This window comes from Paenibacillus sp. ALE2, assembly GCF_054113385.1.
Genome location: NZ_CM134213.1, coordinates 2,998,735 through 3,017,215, shown reverse-complemented (window position 1 = coordinate 3,017,215; position 18,481 = coordinate 2,998,735). Strand labels below are relative to the sequence as shown.

General features: G+C 45.7%; 18 protein-coding genes, 1 rRNA gene and 1 other annotated feature. All 19 genes read right to left on the bottom strand.

From position 1 onward, the window contains the following. Positions 1 to 242: 242 nt before the first annotated feature. The 19 genes from ACXHJ1_RS13190 to mreC all read right to left on the bottom strand — a co-directional run bounded on the left by ACXHJ1_RS13190 (position 243) and on the right by mreC (position 18,460). Positions 243 to 1,796, bottom strand: a 16S ribosomal RNA gene (locus ACXHJ1_RS13190). 598 nt (positions 1,797 to 2,394) lie between these two features. Continuing rightward, positions 2,395 to 4,053, bottom strand: a complete 1,659-nt coding sequence (locus ACXHJ1_RS13185; RefSeq protein ID WP_090890271.1) for a LysM peptidoglycan-binding domain-containing protein — start codon at positions 4,051 to 4,053, stop codon at positions 2,395 to 2,397. Positions 4,054 to 4,211: 158 nt separating this feature from the next. Beyond that, the gene (ilvE, locus tag ACXHJ1_RS13180) at positions 4,212 to 5,096 is read right to left on the bottom strand and encodes a branched-chain-amino-acid transaminase (protein WP_457904743.1); all 885 of its coding nucleotides are present in this window, start codon (positions 5,094 to 5,096) and stop codon (positions 4,212 to 4,214) included. 17 nt (positions 5,097 to 5,113) lie between these two features. Next, a complete protein-coding gene (gene pheA / locus ACXHJ1_RS13175; RefSeq protein WP_016818437.1) occupies positions 5,114 to 6,013 on the bottom strand; it encodes a prephenate dehydratase in 900 nt (299 codons plus the stop codon). Further along, positions 6,010 to 6,978, bottom strand: coding sequence for a homoserine kinase (gene thrB / locus ACXHJ1_RS13170; protein ID WP_126666282.1), 969 nt, complete (start codon positions 6,976 to 6,978; stop codon positions 6,010 to 6,012). Before thrB ends, pheA begins: the two co-directional genes overlap by 4 nt. 27 nt (positions 6,979 to 7,005) lie before the next feature. Beyond that, complete coding sequence (locus ACXHJ1_RS13165) at positions 7,006 to 8,292, bottom strand: homoserine dehydrogenase (protein WP_457904742.1); 1,287 nt, start codon at positions 8,290 to 8,292, stop codon at positions 7,006 to 7,008. Between the two features lie 41 nt (positions 8,293 to 8,333). Then, positions 8,334 to 8,771 carry an ACT domain-containing protein gene (locus tag ACXHJ1_RS13160; protein ID WP_013372659.1) on the bottom strand — a complete coding sequence of 146 codons (438 nt, stop codon included), beginning with the start codon at positions 8,769 to 8,771 and terminating at the stop codon, positions 8,334 to 8,336. A gap of 158 nt (positions 8,772 to 8,929) precedes the next feature. Next, complete coding sequence (gene obgE, locus ACXHJ1_RS13155) at positions 8,930 to 10,240, bottom strand: GTPase ObgE (protein ID WP_107734837.1); 1,311 nt, start codon at positions 10,238 to 10,240, stop codon at positions 8,930 to 8,932. A gap of 13 nt (positions 10,241 to 10,253) precedes the next feature. Beyond that, positions 10,254 to 10,991, bottom strand: a complete 738-nt coding sequence (locus tag ACXHJ1_RS13150) for a Spo0B domain-containing protein (RefSeq protein WP_457904741.1) — start codon at positions 10,989 to 10,991, stop codon at positions 10,254 to 10,256. 146 nt (positions 10,992 to 11,137) lie between these two features. Then, on the bottom strand, positions 11,138 to 11,455 hold the full coding sequence (gene rpmA, locus ACXHJ1_RS13145; RefSeq protein WP_013311590.1) for a 50S ribosomal protein L27: 318 nt from the start codon (positions 11,453 to 11,455) through the stop codon (positions 11,138 to 11,140). Between the two features lie 5 nt (positions 11,456 to 11,460). Further along, positions 11,461 to 11,799, bottom strand: a complete 339-nt coding sequence (locus ACXHJ1_RS13140; protein WP_016818432.1) for a ribosomal-processing cysteine protease Prp — start codon at positions 11,797 to 11,799, stop codon at positions 11,461 to 11,463. Positions 11,800 to 11,812: 13 nt separating this feature from the next. After that, positions 11,813 to 12,124, bottom strand: a complete 312-nt coding sequence (rplU, locus tag ACXHJ1_RS13135; protein WP_013311592.1) for a 50S ribosomal protein L21 — start codon at positions 12,122 to 12,124, stop codon at positions 11,813 to 11,815. 13 nt (positions 12,125 to 12,137) lie between these two features. Then, positions 12,138 to 12,224 (bottom strand) — a sequence feature (ribosomal protein L21 leader region). 96 nt (positions 12,225 to 12,320) lie between these two features. Beyond that, complete coding sequence (locus tag ACXHJ1_RS13130; protein ID WP_126666280.1) at positions 12,321 to 13,505, bottom strand: Rne/Rng family ribonuclease; 1,185 nt, start codon at positions 13,503 to 13,505, stop codon at positions 12,321 to 12,323. A 48-nt stretch (positions 13,506 to 13,553) separates the two neighbouring features. Then, entirely contained in the window at positions 13,554 to 14,432 is an 879-nt protein-coding gene (locus ACXHJ1_RS13125; protein ID WP_016818430.1) for a M50 family metallopeptidase, read from the bottom strand. Beyond that, positions 14,425 to 15,270: a peptidoglycan DD-metalloendopeptidase family protein gene (locus ACXHJ1_RS13120; protein ID WP_457904740.1), complete on the bottom strand. Its 846-nt coding sequence runs from the start codon at positions 15,268 to 15,270 to the stop codon at positions 14,425 to 14,427. Before ACXHJ1_RS13120 ends, ACXHJ1_RS13125 begins: the two co-directional genes overlap by 8 nt. A gap of 292 nt (positions 15,271 to 15,562) precedes the next feature. Further along, positions 15,563 to 16,360: a septum site-determining protein MinD gene (minD, locus tag ACXHJ1_RS13115; protein WP_107734840.1), complete on the bottom strand. Its 798-nt coding sequence runs from the start codon at positions 16,358 to 16,360 to the stop codon at positions 15,563 to 15,565. 3 nt (positions 16,361 to 16,363) lie between these two features. Further along, the gene (gene minC, locus ACXHJ1_RS13110) at positions 16,364 to 17,026 is read right to left on the bottom strand and encodes a septum site-determining protein MinC (RefSeq protein WP_019688409.1); all 663 of its coding nucleotides are present in this window, start codon (positions 17,024 to 17,026) and stop codon (positions 16,364 to 16,366) included. Positions 17,027 to 17,108: 82 nt separating this feature from the next. Then, positions 17,109 to 17,639, bottom strand: a complete 531-nt coding sequence (mreD, locus tag ACXHJ1_RS13105) for a rod shape-determining protein MreD (RefSeq protein WP_013372670.1) — start codon at positions 17,637 to 17,639, stop codon at positions 17,109 to 17,111. Then, positions 17,639 to 18,460 (bottom strand): rod shape-determining protein MreC, encoded by an 822-nt coding sequence (gene mreC / locus ACXHJ1_RS13100; protein ID WP_016818427.1) that lies wholly within the window; start codon positions 18,458 to 18,460, stop codon positions 17,639 to 17,641. The genes mreD and mreC overlap by 1 nt, the downstream gene beginning before the upstream one ends. Positions 18,461 to 18,481 lie beyond the last annotated feature (21 nt).

Below are 18,481 nucleotides of genomic sequence, written 5' to 3'. Positions count from 1 at the left end.
TTTCAAGGTGCAATTCGCTTCATCGAAGTGAAGCCCGATGAATATTTCGGTTTCACACGATGTGTGAATGAAACATTCGTCGAAACTTGAGAGCTTGAACTCTCAAAACTGAGCAACGAGTGAGTAGTTTAGGAATATTCGTTTCATTCACACGAACGTGATGAACCAAATTGAATATCCGGTCGCAAGTACATGTACCTGCTGATTTGAATGTTTCCATTGCAGGAAACGATTCTCCATAGAAAGGAGGTGATCCAGCCGCACCTTCCGATACGGCTACCTTGTTACGACTTCACCCCAATCATCTACCCCACCTTCGGCGGCTGGCCCCTTGCGGTTACCTCACCGACTTCGGGTGTTGTAAACTCTCGTGGTGTGACGGGCGGTGTGTACAAGACCCGGGAACGTATTCACCGCGGCATGCTGATCCGCGATTACTAGCAATTCCGACTTCATGTAGGCGAGTTGCAGCCTACAATCCGAACTGAGACCGGCTTTTCTAGGATTGGCTCCAGATCGCTCCTTCGCTTCCCGTTGTACCGGCCATTGTAGTACGTGTGTAGCCCAGGTCATAAGGGGCATGATGATTTGACGTCATCCCCACCTTCCTCCGGTTTGTCACCGGCAGTCTGCTTAGAGTGCCCAGCTCGACCTGCTGGCAACTAAGCATAAGGGTTGCGCTCGTTGCGGGACTTAACCCAACATCTCACGACACGAGCTGACGACAACCATGCACCACCTGTCTCCTCTGTCCCGAAGGAAAGATCTATCTCTAGACCGGTCAAAGGGATGTCAAGACCTGGTAAGGTTCTTCGCGTTGCTTCGAATTAAACCACATACTCCACTGCTTGTGCGGGTCCCCGTCAATTCCTTTGAGTTTCAGTCTTGCGACCGTACTCCCCAGGCGGAATGCTTAATGTGTTAACTTCGGCACCAAGGGTATCGAAACCCCTAACACCTAGCATTCATCGTTTACGGCGTGGACTACCAGGGTATCTAATCCTGTTTGCTCCCCACGCTTTCGCGCCTCAGCGTCAGTTACAGCCCAGAGAGTCGCCTTCGCCACTGGTGTTCCTCCACATCTCTACGCATTTCACCGCTACACGTGGAATTCCACTCTCCTCTTCTGCACTCAAGCTCCCCAGTTTCCAGTGCGACCCGAAGTTGAGCCTCGGGATTAAACACCAGACTTAAAGAGCCGCCTGCGCGCGCTTTACGCCCAATAATTCCGGACAACGCTTGCCCCCTACGTATTACCGCGGCTGCTGGCACGTAGTTAGCCGGGGCTTTCTTCTCAGGTACCGTCACCTCAAGAGCAGTTACTCTCTCAAGCGTTCTTCCCTGGCAACAGAGCTTTACGATCCGAAAACCTTCATCACTCACGCGGCGTTGCTCCGTCAGGCTTTCGCCCATTGCGGAAGATTCCCTACTGCTGCCTCCCGTAGGAGTCTGGGCCGTGTCTCAGTCCCAGTGTGGCCGATCACCCTCTCAGGTCGGCTACGCATCGTCGCCTTGGTAGGCCATTACCCCACCAACTAGCTAATGCGCCGCAGGCCCATCCACAAGTGACAGATTGCTCCGCCTTTCCTCCTTCTCCCATGCAGGAAAAGGATGTATCGGGTATTAGCTACCGTTTCCGGTAGTTATCCCTGTCTTGTGGGCAGGTTGCCTACGTGTTACTCACCCGTCCGCCGCTAGATTAATTAGAAGCAAGCTTCTAATTAACCCCGCTCGACTTGCATGTATTAGGCACGCCGCCAGCGTTCGTCCTGAGCCAGGATCAAACTCTCCATTAAAGACGTTACAAAGTAACGTCAACCTGTTTTATCTTCATCCACTCCAAGGAGAAGGACCGAAGATAAAACAATATAGAAAGAGCGATTAGCTCATGTTGAAACTGACGAGATAAAATATCTCTCATTTCTGCTTCCATTTTATATAGCCAGATGGCATGTACCAAAATTTCAGCATTGGATTTTATAAACAAAATCCATACTCACTCGTTGTTCAGTTTTCAAAGATCAAACTTGCGTAACTCTTTACTTTAACTCACTTTGTTTCTTCACCGCATCTCAGCGGCGACTTAAATAATATATCATGTTTCTTTTATCTTTGCAACACTTTTTTTCAAGAGAATTTTCAATTAATTCTAATTTGTTTTTATGTTGCTAATCATCTTGTAAAAGACAACTATAAGAATATACCACATGACTATGCTAATTAGCAACATCTTTTTTAGTGACATTATTCATGTGTAGGATTACTGCATTTAAAAAAAGAGACTATCATTCTCAACTAGCAGAATAACAGCCTCTTTAACATTTATTCCTTTCACCTTATGACTAACAAATCGGGACGGTAATAGCGTTTACCTCTTTCTTATATTTATCTGCGTCAGTCATTAATCCATGGATTTTGACGTGCACGAGCACTATAGGATGAGGAGCGAGATCTTCCTCCTGTCGATTTACGGGATTTATGCTTCTTAACAGTAGCATGTTCACTTGAAACCTTGGCTTTAGATGTTTCTTCCTTGGATGTACTGCTAGAGTTGTCTTTTGATTTGCCTTTAGACGCGCTATCGTCTTTTTTTGAAGAAGCACCTTCATTTTGCGATGGAATAGTCAGATTGTTACCTACCTCTTGCGTTCCCGGAGAGGCTGGCGCCGACTCGATGTTTCCTTCCCGGCATCCACAGTCTGGCATAAACATATAGGGCGTTGTATATCCCTCTAATGGATACATAGGTGCATTTCCATGTGCGAACGGATGATATGGATGATTCGCGGCGTGTTGAGCCATTGGTTGGCTAAAGTCGGACACGTATCCACTTGCAGGCATACTATATTGTGGTCCTCCCCATGCGTTGCCCCACTGGCTACCCTGGACTGCACTCTCTGGTTGCTGCTGCGGACCCCCTTGGTGGATAAATGGAGGATAGACAGGATAGGATGTATTTTCAGACGCTTCATGACTCGGATAATATCCAGGGGTGCAGCAGCAATCTGAATAGGCAGGATAAGGTGTGGGATGAGCATGTATGGGTGCTGCTGTCTGCACAGGTCCCCAGCACCATGGATGCTCACAGTCATGATGATAGCCCTGATCTGCAACTACAGTAGGAGAGGCATGTTCTGCAAAGGAAGTATTTACAGGAGCATCCCCCCAATTCTGAGGAGACCCAATCCCCGGATACAACGAGTTCGGCATTGCATTTATTGGCGGACTGTAATCAAATGTCGGTTGCTGTAATGGCCATGAGGAATTTTCCATCGGCTTCGAGCTTGTGCAGCCACAAAACTTTTCAGTTACAGGTTGCTTTTCGATATTAATTGGAAGCTGCGGTTTAGGTGCAATCGGTTGAGTGACTATAGGTTGCATTTGTTGAGGTGGGGCAGGTTGAGTAATTATGGGCTGCAATTGAGGTGGAGCAGGATTTACGGGCGCCATATTGACAGGTGCCATGTTCACGGGTGCCATATTGACGGGCGCCATAGGAGCTTCAGGCAGTTTTAATTCAGGAAGCTTAGGAGGATTCACTGTTTCTTTCGGCTGTGTCATTTCTTCTTTAGGGCTAGGCATATTCTCCGGTTTAGGCTGTGTTAATTCCGCCTTGGGCTGGGTAAGTTCTTCCTTGGTCGGGGATTCGGTTTTAGGCTGTGTCATCTCTTCTTTCACTGCGGTATTTTTTTTATTCATAGAAAGATCAGATGCGTTTTCTTTGTAGTGTGGAATATTAACTGTTTCTCCAACCAGAAGTGCGTTCGGGTTTTTAAGTTGGGAATTGGCATCAATAATTATCTTAAGCGGTACATTCCACGCCTTGGACAACTTCCATAACGTATCACCTTGCTTAACCTTGTGTTGATAGACCGTTGACGGCTGTGTTTCCATCGTAACAGGATCTGTCGGAATTTTGATTTTCTCACCGATGCTCAACTGATTAGGGTCTGCCAATTGGGGATTGGCGGCAATAACTTTCTCTAGTGTCACATTATACTTCTGTGCCAGTAAGTATAGAGTGTCACCTTTTTTGACGATGTGTATTTTCACAGGTCACAAACCTCCTAGACTTTCGTTCGGGCGGGATAAACGCCCGGCTTCTGTTATTACATCCTATGCACCTCCCGGGCGAATGACCCCCTACAAACAAAAAAATCCTCTCAACCGAATACTCTTACAAGCATTCAGTCAAAAGGATCTCGATTATTTTAGTCCTGCCACACTTTATAGCCATCCTGATCCACAAGCTTCCGGAACTCAGCCAGAAGCTCCAAAGTCACTGGACCAGCAACACCGGAGCCAATCGTACGACCATCTACTTCATAAGCTGCAATCACTTCTGCCGCAGTTCCCGTAAAAAACACCTCGTCCGCGACATATACATCATGCAATGTAAAAGGTTGCTCCTTAAGCGAATATCCAAGCTTAGCACACAAATCGATGATAGCATTACGAGTAATCCCCTCAAGCGCTCCCAAATAACAAGGCGGTGTGTACAACACTCCATTTTTGACAATGAAAATGTTGTCAGCAGAACCTTCCGTCACATATCCTTGGGAATTGAGCATAATAGCCTCACCTACACCAGCATAGTTAGATTGGATCTTCACCAGGATATTGTTGAGGTAGTTCAATGATTTAATCTTTGGATTCAAAGCATCCGGGATGTTGCGACGCTGAGAGACAGAGATTGTCTTCAGGCCTGTCAAATAAGCTTCTTCCGGGTAAATGGCGAGCTGCTCGACGATAATGATGACACTCGCTTTTGCACAACGAAGGGGATCCAAACCTAGATTTCCAGCACCACGGGATACAACCAATCGAATATATCCATTACGCATTTCGTTAAGGCGAATCGTTTCAGCCATGGCTTCCAACATTTCATCAGGAGACAACGGAATGTTCAACTGAATAGATTTCGCAGAATCATACAGACGCTCTAAATGCTCCTTACATTTAAAAATATTTCCGTTATAAATACGAATACCCTCAAATATACCGTCTCCGTACAAGAAACCATGGTCATATACGGAAACCTTTGCGTTCTCCTTAGTTACATGCTGCCCATCCAGATAGATCCATTGTTCTGCCATTACAACCACACCTCCGATTAATGTTCCTTCAAAATAGGTTCGATCGCTGCTTCAACATACTTGTAGCTTGGATAAGAGCCAAGAATGCGTACATGGCACCCCAAAGCCTCGATCTCTGCAAAGGCTGCCGGAAGCAAAACGGAATGCAGAGATTCCAGAACTTCAATGTAAAAATAATAATTCCCCAATTGCTTTTTGGTCGGACGCGATTCAATACGAGACAGGTTTAACCTGCGCCATGCAAATGCAGATAAAACCTGATGCAGCGCTCCCGGGAAATCCTGTGGCGGCGTGACCAAAATACTGGTTCGCTGGCCTTCTGGCGTACGCGGGAACCTTACAGGTTCATGTCCAATCAAGACAAAGCGGGTAAAATTGTTATCGTGATCCGTCACCTTGCTGGCCAAAATGTCCAATCCGTGTTTGGCAGCCGCAAGCTTGGTTCCGAGAGCGGTCCAACCTTTACCTGGGTTATGTTTAACAATTTCGACGGCTTCGGCCGTACTTCCTGCACTCTCCAGCTCAGCTTGAGGAGCGAAAGCTTGTATGAATTCTTTACATTGGGGAAGCGCTACAGGATGGGACATAATTTTGACCACTTTGCTCAAATCCAGCTCGTCCTGATCCCCAAGAAATTCACTACGATGTCCAATAAGATTTTGAATCGAAGGATATACCCATTCCGCCTGCATTGGAATGTCTACCTCATGTACAAGCCAGTCCATATGCAAACTCACAGAGCCGTCAATCGTATTTTCAATAGGAATTACACTATAGTCTGCCTGTCCCTTGTCTATTGCCTGAAATACGTCTGCTATATGTTTGTAAAATAGAAGTTCACAGGGTGTATCTCCTAACAAATATTTAATCGCTTCATGAGAAACAGTCCCCTCAGGAAGAAGTGCAATTCGTTTCATATCGTAAGTTCCCCTTTAATCATATCCATAAAAGGGTGTGTATTCCCTTCCGTATATACTTTAACCCCTTCAACCTCTGGGCGCAATTTCAAAACAGACGCAGTGATCCCTTCTTTGTTCATTGTCTCCGTTAAATACTGTTCAAGCTCCGCTTTGCGATTTTCCCGTTGATCCATCAATGCCAGCAACGTCGGTCCAGCACCACTAAGGGCCACACCCAATGCACCATAATGGTGCGCATCCTGTAGGATCTCTGTCATACCCGGCACTAGTGCCGCGCGGTAAGGCTGATGAAGCTGATCCCGCATCGCTTCGGCGATTAGATCTGTTCGGCCCGATGCCAATGCTGCTACCAGCATTGAAGCATGACTTATATTATATACAGCATCCTTCAAGGATACGTGGGTAGGCAGGACCTCTCTGGCCTTCGACGTAGACAGTTGAAAATCTGGAATAACTACCATTACCTCTAGATTAGCATCCGGTTCAATCCGTAAGTGCTTGGCATGCTCGCCATCCCACATAGCAGTAATAATACCACCAAACAGAGAGGCTCCGACATTGTCCGGATGCTTTTCGATAGCGCTTGCCATGTCAAATAGCTTGGAATCCGACAGAGGCGAGCCAATCAGCGTATTAGCAGCCACCAGGGCACCTACAATGGCGGAAGCGCTGCTGCCCAAACCACGGGTAAGCGGAATATCCGAGTACATCGAAATTTCCAGCTCAGGAACAGGTACACCTGCTTCACGAAAAACCATTTGTGCTACCTTGTAAATCAAATTGGTTTTATCTTGGGGAACACCATTCATTTGATCACCGTACAGATGAAAAGATGTCTGCTCGGCCTCTTTTAATTCAATCCATGCGTATAGAGACAACGCCATGCCCAATGTATCAAAGCCAGGTCCTAGGTTAGCCGTACTCGCAGGCACGCGCACTCTTGCTGTTTTCAAAACGGTCATACAGATGATTCCTCCTGCTTTTATTGACTATCCCTCTACCCGATATACACTCTTAATGCGGCGAATCACGTCCAAAGTTTCAAAATGCTCTAAAACCTTTTTCATACTTGCTTTACTAGCTAAATGAGTCACGATAATAATTTCAGCATCGGGATTAGTCTCATTCGGTTGCTGCACGACAGATGCCAAACTGACATTGAATTCAGCAAATACCTGCGTAATCTGTGCCAATACCCCCGCTTTATCATCCACGTGCAAAAGCACGAAATTTTTGAAATACACGTCTTCGTCATTGCTAATTTTTTTAGGATTATAGGGTACGATTGCTTTAAGCCCATTTACGCCGAGTTTGAGGTTTTTCACTACAGCTACCAGGTCAGCCACAACTGATGTAGCTGTTGGCATTTCGCCTGCACCTGCACCATAAAACATGGTTTCACCCACCGCTTCACCATGTACATAAACTGCGTTGAACACCCCGTTCACCGAAGCTAATGGATGCTGCTTGCGCACCATAGTTGGCTGAACATTAATCGTAAATTCATCACCTTGACGCTCTGCAATGCCAAGTAATTTCATTTCATATCCTAATCTTTTAGCAAAAGCAATATCTTCACTGGTTACCTTGGAAATGCCGCTCACGCTTACATCCTTGAGCTCTACATTGGAACGGAAACCGAGGGTCCCAAGTATCGCCATCTTTCGGGCCGCATCCAATCCTTCGACATCTGAGGTCGGATCAGATTCTGCGTATCCAAGCTCTTGGGCTTCCTTAAGAACCTCCTCATACGAGGCTCCTTCCTGGCTCATTTTAGTTAAAATATAGTTTGTTGTCCCGTTCACAATCCCCATAATGCGGGTAATACGGTCAGAGGAGAAACCTTCGATGAGCGTACGAATGATCGGTATACCGCCCGCTACGCTAGCCTCATAAAAAATATCACATTGTTTTTCCTGTGCCTTTGCCAATACTTCAGAACCGTGCAATGCCATTAAGTCCTTGTTGGCCGTTACAATGTGCTTGCCCCTCTCTAGCGCTTCGAGAATGTACTCCTTCGTCTGATCAATCCCACCCATGACTTCGATAATCACATCAATTTCAGGATCTCGAATGACTTCCCACGGGTCCTCCGTAAGCTTGGCGGTGTCCACTTCAATGGCACGATACTTTTCTATGTTTTTTACAACTATTTTTTCAATGACGATCGGTGAACCGACTTGTCTGCTCAAGTCTTCCTGATTACCCTCAACGATTCGAACGACTCCCGTACCTACAGTCCCCAAGCCTAACAATCCTACTTTGACCGGTTTCATCCATTCCCCTCCTGCAACTTTTATCTAACGAACTGTATCGCTCAGCCTTGCCCAATCAGGCGGACCCGCTTGACTCCAGAAATGCTCTCCAAGCCCTCCAGCAGAACACCCAATTCATCACTAAGCCTGGACATTTCTACTGAGATGACTACGTTGGCTCTGCCTTGCAGTGGAATACTTTGCTGGATCGTCAGCACATTACCTCCGTAATCTGCCACTCTACCGAGCACCCTGGACAGCATGCCGGATTGATGCTCTAGATCAATAGAGATATTGACAATTCGCTCGCGCTCCAACTGGTTAACCAAATGTATGCCATCTTTATATTTATAAAAGGCGCTTCGGCTTAGCCCAACTTGCTCCACGGCATCATGCACGGTTTTAACATCCCCCGAAGCCAGCAGCAGTTTTACCTGTATGGTCTTAACAATAGCTTCAGGCAAAATATCTTCCCGTACCAAGTAATAGCGCTCTTTCAAGAACGTCCTCTCCTCAAAGACTTATGTTTTTGTATAGAGGACATTATATCGAAACTCTTGAAAATCGGCAAGCTAACAATACAAAAAAACGGCTACTGCCTTCTATAGAATTCCCTATAGTGCAGTAACCGTTCAGGTTTTAAAGCCTTATTTCATTTTTAGTAGTAGCTGCTACCTTCTACAAATTCGAACTCGAAATCAGCAATGCGTACAGATGTACCATCTGTGGCACCACGCTTACGTAGCTCAGCATCCACACCCATATGACGCAACGTTCTTGCTAATTTTAAGATGGCATCATGAGAATTCATCTGCATGCGCTTCATCATGCGCTCAATTTTGGGGCTGTGCACTACGAATGTGTCGTTTTCACGTACAATCGTAAAGCCCTCGTCTTCGGCCGTATCCAACTTAAATACCTTACGTTCATTGACTTCTGCTACTTCCTCAACAACTGGCTCGTCCGGCATTTGATCCAACAGATCAGCAGCCCGATAGAGCAGTTCTTTTACCCCCTGACGTGTCAGAGAGGAAATAGGCATGATTTCAAGGTCAGGACGTATTGCAGCAATCTGCTCTTTGAAGTGAGCAAGATTTTCTTCAGCTTCCGGCATATCCATTTTATTGGCCGCCACAATTTGTGGACGCTCAGCCAGAGCTGCATTATATTGCTTTAATTCGTCGTTTATTTTGGTCCAGTCTTCAAACGGGTCACGCCCTTCAGAGCCCGCCATATCCACAACATGGATAATGATTCGCGTCCGCTCAATATGCCGCAGGAATTCATGACCCAGTCCAGTGCCTTCATGAGCTCCTTCGATCAAACCAGGCAAATCGGCCATCACAAAGTTCCGCTGATCCCCCACATCTACGACGCCCAGATTTGGGGTAATCGTTGTAAAGTGGTATGCGCCAATTTTAGGTTTTGCGGAAGATACAACTGACAACAAGGTAGACTTTCCTACACTAGGAAATCCGACCAAGCCTACGTCAGCCATCACTTTTAACTCAAGTGTAATATAACGTTCTTGCCCCTCCGCACCGTTTTCAGCCAATTCAGGCGCTGGATTGCTTGGTGTAGCAAAACGAATATTACCGCGTCCTCCGCGTCCTCCTTTAGCTACAACGACCTGTTGGCCATGACGTGTCATATCTGCCAATACTTCACCAGTGTCATCATCCATGATAACTGTTCCCGGTGGTATACGGACGATCATGTGCTCTGCGTTGGCTCCGTGTTGGCTTTTGTTGCGACCTTTTACTCCACGCTGGGCTTTAAAATGCCGTTGGTATCGAAAATCCATCAAGGTGCGCAAACCCTCATCTACACGGAAAATCACATCTCCACCGTTCCCTCCGTCACCACCAGCTGGGCCACCATTAGGAACATATTTCTCACGGCGAAACGCAATTAATCCGTCTCCACCGTCACCGCCTTTAACAAAAATCTTCGCTTTATCTACAAACATGGTTACACCTTCCTTATGTCTGGCACTGCATTCGAATTTGAAGCATATCTCCTGTAGGGAGCTTCTCTGTTCGAAGGCGTTCACTTCCGAGTACGGATCTGACCTGCTTTAGTACATTTAAATCGGTAGGTATGTCACTTCCTTCAAAGCGGACGATAACATCATTCTGATCCATACCGAAATAAAGTGTCAATCTGCGCACTTCTCCCCAGGACGACCGGCCCCCGCCATATTGATACGCACGCACCGTTTGTATGACGGCCGAGGCAAGCGACTCGCCGTCTTCGGGAGACATGACAGCGTCTAACTTTAACTCTTCCTCAACCTTTACCGACAATTGTAAATTTCCGGCGTTCACGCGAAAAGACTGCAAATAAAACACCAGCGAGGGAATACCCAGCTTAGATATTTTACTGTCTTCCGACACCCGCCCTTTTATTGTTTCCACATAAGCAGCTGATTTATCATGCTTATTCATACGAATATAGCCATAAAGCACCTGTAAATCATTCATCCAGTCATGCCGATGATGGTTAAGCGTCGCTATCGCTGTACGCTCAAAAGAACGCAAAGCAGCTTTCCGCTCAAGTTCAACCTGTCTATGGGTATACCACATACCAAAACAAGCAGCAGCTACAGCCCACACAGCTAGTATGATAATCGTTAATGCTTTGGGATAGAGCAGTGAAAAAACCAAAGGAATCAGAATGGAACCCAACGCCAGATAAGGCGCTCTTATCCGCTGGAACATGGCTTCTCTCCGTTCTGCGATAATTAAATGGACTAGTCAACAACCTTAATCCAGTATAGCACAGACTAACTTTCCAGTTCATTACCATCATGCAAAAAAGCCTCCGACAAAAGTGCCGGAGGCTTTTCAGCGTGTCTAAGCCGCTATTAAGCTTCTACAGTAGCTGCTACTGGAGCAACGTCGATCGGGTAGATGCTCACCTTTTTGCGATCACGGCCCCAACGTTCGAACTTCACAACGCCGTCCACTTTCGCGAACAGAGTGTCGTCCTTACCGATGCCCACGTTCGTGCCCGGGTGAATTTTCGTTCCGCGTTGACGAACCAAGATGCTACCGCCGGTAACTGCTTGACCGTCAGCACGTTTCACTCCAAGACGTTTCGATCTGCTGTCACGTCCGTTTTTTGTGGAACCTACACCTTTTTTCGATGCGAATAACTGAAGATCCAATGTCAATTTCAACATGATGTCTACCTCCTTCTTTGTTTATTTTCTATTTGAATATACTTACCGTATGATTCAGCAATGCTTGTCAGCATAATCACCATGGATTCCAACAACAGTTGAACCTGTGCGTTCGCATCATGATAACTTTCAGGAGATAGATACGCGCTTAAAAAGCCGTTTTCCATTTCCGTTTCCATTTCAACGTCCGTAAGAGCTACAATCGAATTGACAGTTCCTACGGTTACCGCCGAAACACCAGCACATACGATATCTTCGCCAGATTTAGCAAAATTCGCATGGCCTTTAACAGAAAACCCCTGTATGCTGCCATCCTCCAGTCGTATAATACGCACGATAATCAATTATCGCACCCTCTTACGCTTGGATTTTTTCAATCGTCACTTTCGTGTACGGTTGACGATGACCTTGCTTCACATGGTAGTTCTTTTTAGGTTTGTATTTGTATACGATGACCTTTTGACCTTGACCATGCTTCTCAACTTTAGCCGTTACAGAAGCTCCAGAAAGAAGCGGTGTACCTGCTGTCAAGCCATTGTCGCCGGACACTGCCAGAACACGATCGAACGTTACAGTTTCACCATCATTAGCTTCCAACTTCTCGATGAACAATACGTCGCCCTCTTGAACTTTGTATTGCTTACCACCTGTTTCGATAATTGCGTACATTTGCTTGCACCTCCTTATGTCTCAGACTCGCCTAATAGCAGGTGGCAGTTTCTTTAAGATACTGCACTTCAGTACCTGATTGGAGCGGTTACAGCATGTGCAGCCAATCTTACGCATCACACATACTAAATGATTGTAGCACAAGCTTCGTACACATTCAACCTTTAGTTTTGAAATAATTTTGATTACGCACGTTCTATACGAGAGTCTTTTCTTCACGCACTTTTTTGCGGGTCATTTCCAGTAAACCTAACCGCGTCCAACCGACAACATAGGATTTAGTCCGGTCCTTTTTTAATCTTGCCTCCAGCACAGAGGATACTTCCCTACGATTCTCCTCTTGTTCCATATCAATAAAATCAATGATGATAATACCACCAATATCACGGACACGTACCAGGCGGGCAATTTCTTCTGCTGCTTCAATGTTAGTCTGGGTCACCGTCTCTTCCAGATTACTGCCGCCCGTAAACTTCCCAGTATTCACATCAACGACGGTCAATGCCTCCGTATGATCAATGACAATGTATCCGCCACCCTGAAGCCATACCTTTCGCGCAAAATCGCGTTCCAACTGCTCATGAATGCCATAAGCTTTGAAAATAGTTTCTTCTGCACTGCGAAATATACTTACATGAGCTTTCGCAGAACCGATCTGTTGCAGCATTATTTCTGCATCCTTTGCTTGCTCCTCACTGTCAATGACCAGTTCATCCTGCTCAGGTGTAAACACATCGCGAATTAAACGCTGAACGATACTCAGATCCCGGTGCAATTCACACGGTGCGGAGTGTTCACTTGCTTTACGCTGAATAGCCGCCCATTGCTTGCGTAGTTGATTCAGATCATTTTCAATCGCTTCTATACTCATTTCCTCTGAAACAGTACGAATGATGACCCCTTCCTCACCCGCGCGCAGTTGCTCTCCCATTGCTTTCAAACGGGCACGTTCTCCCTCACGCTCAATCTTCTTGGATACGGCTACATAATCAGCACGGGGCATGTAAACAATCCAGCGGCCGGGAAGTGAAAAATGAGTGGTCACCCTGGCTCCTTTGCTACCAACTGCCTCTTTTAATACCTGTACTACGATTTCCTGCCCCACCTTTAACAGTTCAGAAATGGACGGCTTTACCTCTGGCTGCTTGTCCAAATGAGCATGAAGTACGTCATCCACATACAAAAAGGCATTCTTGCGCTGTCCAATGTCAACAAAGGCGGCTTGCATTCCCGGTAGCACATTGACCACCCTAGCTTTGAAAAAAGAACCTAGAATTCCCCGTTTTCGCGGTAGTTCAGCCGCATATTCAACCAACCGTCCCTCTTCCAACAGTGCCATTTGGGTCATCTGCTGTTGGCATTGTACAATCATTTGCTTCATGGTTTTTCAACCTCTCTGAATACAGCCTCTTCCTCAATTCATAAAACATTATTTGGGCTTGGATTCTCCACCATTTGGCGGGCGTGCCGCAAAATAAGAGCGTATAAGTCGTTGCTCCGGCAATACAGCTACAATCCGTCCCTGTTCATTCATAACATAAACCATATGATATCGATCTCTTCTGAAAAGACGCAAAACAGGCTCCAAATGTTTCACTGGCAGGGATACAATAGGTAAAGCAATGCTTCCTTTAGCCGCTTCGCGGTAAAAAAGCTCGTCCCTCCCCAGCAAAAAACGTATAAAACGGTAAGGGATATTCCGATAATCCACAATATTAGAATAAAGCAAAAAAATCCCTACCGCCAGCAGATTTAAATGTAAAGGCTCATCTTGCCTTAATAACGGCGAAATACCATACAGGCAAAACAGCAGACTGGTTACGATACTGGCTCTAAAAGTCCATACTAATGTGCGATGATAAGAAAAGAATAAGCTAATTAGTGACTGTAATATTTTCCCACCATCGAGCGGTAAAATGGGCAACAAATTAAACAATGCAATAACAGCATTTCCCTGAATTATATAATTTACATAATCATGCTCCAACCCACTCACATGCCTAAGCCACAAAAGAATGATGATCATGATTCCGTTTTGCAGGGGGCCCGCTAGAGCAATGACAATTTCCTTCCACGCATTGAGCTTCCCTTGATCCTCAATGACAGCTACTCCTCCAAAGGGTAACATCTGTATGGAAAGCAACCGCGCCCCCAACAACGAAGCAGCTGTCGCATGACCTAGTTCATGTATAAACACCAGTGTAAACAAGGTCATGATCTCGATAAAATGTCCAGTTAATACAGAGGTCAGCATAACTAGTACAAACAGTGGATGCAGTGATAGGGTCACCCCTCGGACATTAATCAAGGGCTACCACTTCCGACGGGTCAATGTATTGATCCCCTCTTTGAATTGCCAAAAATAAAGTTGCCACCTCGCTACCGCTGTGACTTGCTGGCAATACACCGATCTCTTCACCCTCCTGAACCCAATCGTTCACTTTTAAGGTAGAGCGTGAAAGCCTTCCGTAAGTTGCTGTGATGCCCCCAGTGTGACGAACTGTAACCGAAATCCCGCTTTTGGGATGGTTTAATACGTCTAATACACGTCCTGCATCTATACTTTTAACAGCGATTGCCCCGTTATCGGTAACATTCGGCGTAATTTCTACCCCTTTAAGGCTCAGTACAAACGGCTGTGTTATATTGCCTTCAATCGGTGGAGAGCCCTTTCGACTAGCGTCTACCTGGTTCGTTTCATGCTCCTCGCCAAAAATCGGTAAAAAGGAAGGAGCTCCGTCAAAATAAGTTTTATACCATTGTCCGGCGGCTGCAAAATCCATGTCCTTATTCAAGGCATCCGCGACAAACATTCTCAAATTTACTGCATAGGGAATATCCCAGCGAAATAAGCCCCATACCACTCCAAATAACACTGTTGCTATGACAGTTCTGCGCCAAAAGGAACTCCAAAAGGACGGACCACGATTTGCCCCAAAAGATTGCTGCCAACGTTGTCGATCATTTTTCCACTCGGTTTCTGGGTCTCTGGGCGAGTTGGCACTGACTACAGGCATCGATTTCATTTCTCTGTACCCGTACCTGTTCTGATCTATGCCTGAGGAATACGCCTCCGCTTTGTTTCCCTCGATTAGCTGCTGTATACGCTCTTTTCTGCGTTGCTTGATTCCGGAATTTTTGTCCATCTTATTCAGCCCCCTCAGCGAGGTAAGTTTATTACATCTTATGAGGACGGGCTTCAACTTATGTTGTCCGGGTGGGAATTACATACCCTAAAAAATCAAAAAAACCGGCGCTAGCGCACCGGATATGTTTTGTATTTATAACATTTATGTAATGACCTAAATTTACGAACCATTATCATAGAAATTAAAAAAGCAAACCAAAAACACTTAAATAAGTTGCCACTTATTTAAGTGTCTAGTATTACAAATGAACGCTACTGTAACACTTACCTTAGAAATCTTCCTGTTTTCCTTATCCACCCATACCAAAAAATTTCTTAAAGCGTGTCATCACGCTCTTCTTCTGGTCCAGCTGCATAAGCGGCACAGTATCGCCCAAGATTCGTCTCGCAATGTTCCGATAGGCAATCGCTGCCTGTGCATCCGGATTCATAACAGTAGGCTCTCCTGTATTAGCTGCTTTAATTACCATTTCATCATCCGGTACAATTCCAATAAGGTCTATGCTAAGCACTTGTAAAATCCCATCAATATCTAACATATCTCCGGATCTAACCATACTATTGCGAATACGGTTAACCACCAACTTAGGTGATATCACATGTGAACTTTCCAGTAAACCAATGACCCGATCTGCATCGCGTACAGCAGCATTTTCTGGAGTAGTTACAACAATGGCCTGATCCGCACCAGCAATGGCATTTTTAAAGCCTTGCTCAATACCCGCAGGGCAGTCGATCAATATATATTCAAAATCCTTCTTAAGCTCTAAAATAATATCCTTGACCTGCTCCGGCGTAACAGCACTCTTGTCCTTGGTTTGAGCAGCTGGCAGCATATACAACTCCTCAAAACGCTTGTCCTTAACCAGTGCCTGATTCAGACGGCAACGACCTTCCGCTACATCAACAAGGTCATAAATAATCCGGTTTTCCAGACCCATCACAACGTCTAGATTACGCAAACCGATATCCGTATCCACCAAACACACCTTTTTGCCGAGCAGTGCAAGCGCTGTTCCTATATTGGCTGACGTCGTCGTTTTGCCGACGCCGCCTTTTCCTGAAGTGACGACGATAGCCTCTCCCATGTGCTACACCCCTTTGAACACGTTAAAATCGCGGCCCAGACGCACAATATTGCTCATTTTATCTATTTGCATAGCGCCATCCTTGAGATACGCAAATTCCATGCCGGATTCACGCGTCTCCCATTCATCTGGTGGACGGCTGATCATTTCGGAAATTCGCAGCTGTGTTGGTGCAAAATAGGAGGCCGCGATAATCGCTTCACTATTTCCCTCCATCCCTGCATGCGCCATGCCCCGCAGAGCGCCAAGGACATAAATATCACCAGTACAAGTTATAATTCCACCCGGGTTAACATCTCCCAAAAAGAGTAAGTTTCCATCGTGATGAAGCACTTGTCCTGAGCGGATAATCCCTGTCACCGTGTGAATGGGGGGCTTGCCCTGCACTACCGCAGGCAATCCGGGTGATTCTACAGACCTGATGAGCAGATTACCCTTCCGCTTTAAAATCTCCAGAATACTTTCCTTCTGCTCCTCCGTTACTTCCCGACTTCCCAGCTTAATATCCACATGAATGATCGGGCCTGTTAAAATATTTTGATGACTGTGCTCCAGCTTAAAACGCAGCTCACCCAGCAAATCCTCAAATTCGCATTGATCGTCCAGCAGGAATACCAGGCCATCTTTGATGCCTTTAATCGTGACATGATTCGATTTCACCGCCATTAGCCTGTCCCTCCTATCTCAATCATTTCGTCCCCGGGACGTCAAATCCCTGCTAACCCGGACAAAATGTGTGTAAAAAGACCTAGACAGTCTCTTCCTTTTTCACACGGGTACCTAAACGCTGTAATTGCTTGCGAACAGGGACATAAATGATGAGGGCGAACAGAAAATGGATAAATAAATCAGGAATCATATACTGAGCAAGTGCCCAATTGAAAGTCTGATGATTCAGCTGGAACAGCTGATCAATGGCAAAGAGCATAGAATCCAGCAAGAAACTACCAATCAACACGGCCGCCATCATAATGGGCATCGGTGCACGTCTAGCTGTAAACACAAGCCCTAATAAGTATGCAGACAATCCCATTGCAAAAGAATAAGGGCCAATGATAAACCCGTAGTACACTACGTCATGAATAAGTCCAAAAACAATACCTAGCACCAACGCTGTATGACGGCTGTAATACACAGATACAAACAAAATTACGACATACACAAAATTTGGGACCATTCTTGAATGCCAACTATCCGGGAGAAGCCACGGAAGAATCGTTCCTTCAGCTATAAACAAGACAAACAGCAGCAGTATCAAAACCTGACCGCGCATCTTCATTATTCCGGTACCTCAGGAGTGTAGAGGACGAGCAGTTCTTTCCAATCCACAAAGCTGGCTGCCGGTTTAATAATCGCTGTCCGTGTTTTGCCGAACTCTCCAACCTGAATTTTCTCCACCGTTCCAATCATTAGGTTTTTGCGGAACTTCCCGCCTGCACCAGACGTAATAATCTGATCACCCTTTGCGATTGGATCTTTTTCTTCAATGCGAGTCATTTGAAATCTGTTCGTACCCGGATCATAGCTTTCAATCATACCAAACGATTGATTTTCCTTACCCAAGACTGTCGCTGCAATAGCATAAGAATTCGGATTTTTAGGGTCCAATGTAGTCAACAGCGTAACGGTAGACGTAAAATTCCCCGTGCGGCTAATGACTCCAACAAATCCTTCAAGTGAACTGACTTCCTGACCAACCTTGGCTCCATCCTTCTCACCAATATCAATCACGAGCGTTTTGGAATCATTGCTAACACTGTTCACTTGAGCAACACGATAATCATAATTATTTTTCGCCTTTTGCGTTTGGGTGAACTTCAGTTCATTCTGCAATCTGGCATTTGTCTCAACATAATTATGAGTCTGAATCTGGTCACGAGTCAGCTTAGCCACGGCTATTTTTAACCGCTCATTTTCTTCGTAAATACTACGCATATTGCCAATATCTTCAAAGAAGCCCGCTATTGCTGAAGCGGGCCTGTAAAAGATACCTTGCACAAAGCCAATTGAATCTCTGGCGAACTTCTCGGGCCAGGTTAAGGAACTTCTCTGTCCAAGTGTAATCCCCATAAGGGCAATAAACAGAACGATTCCGATCAATAGAACAAATAGTCTTTTATT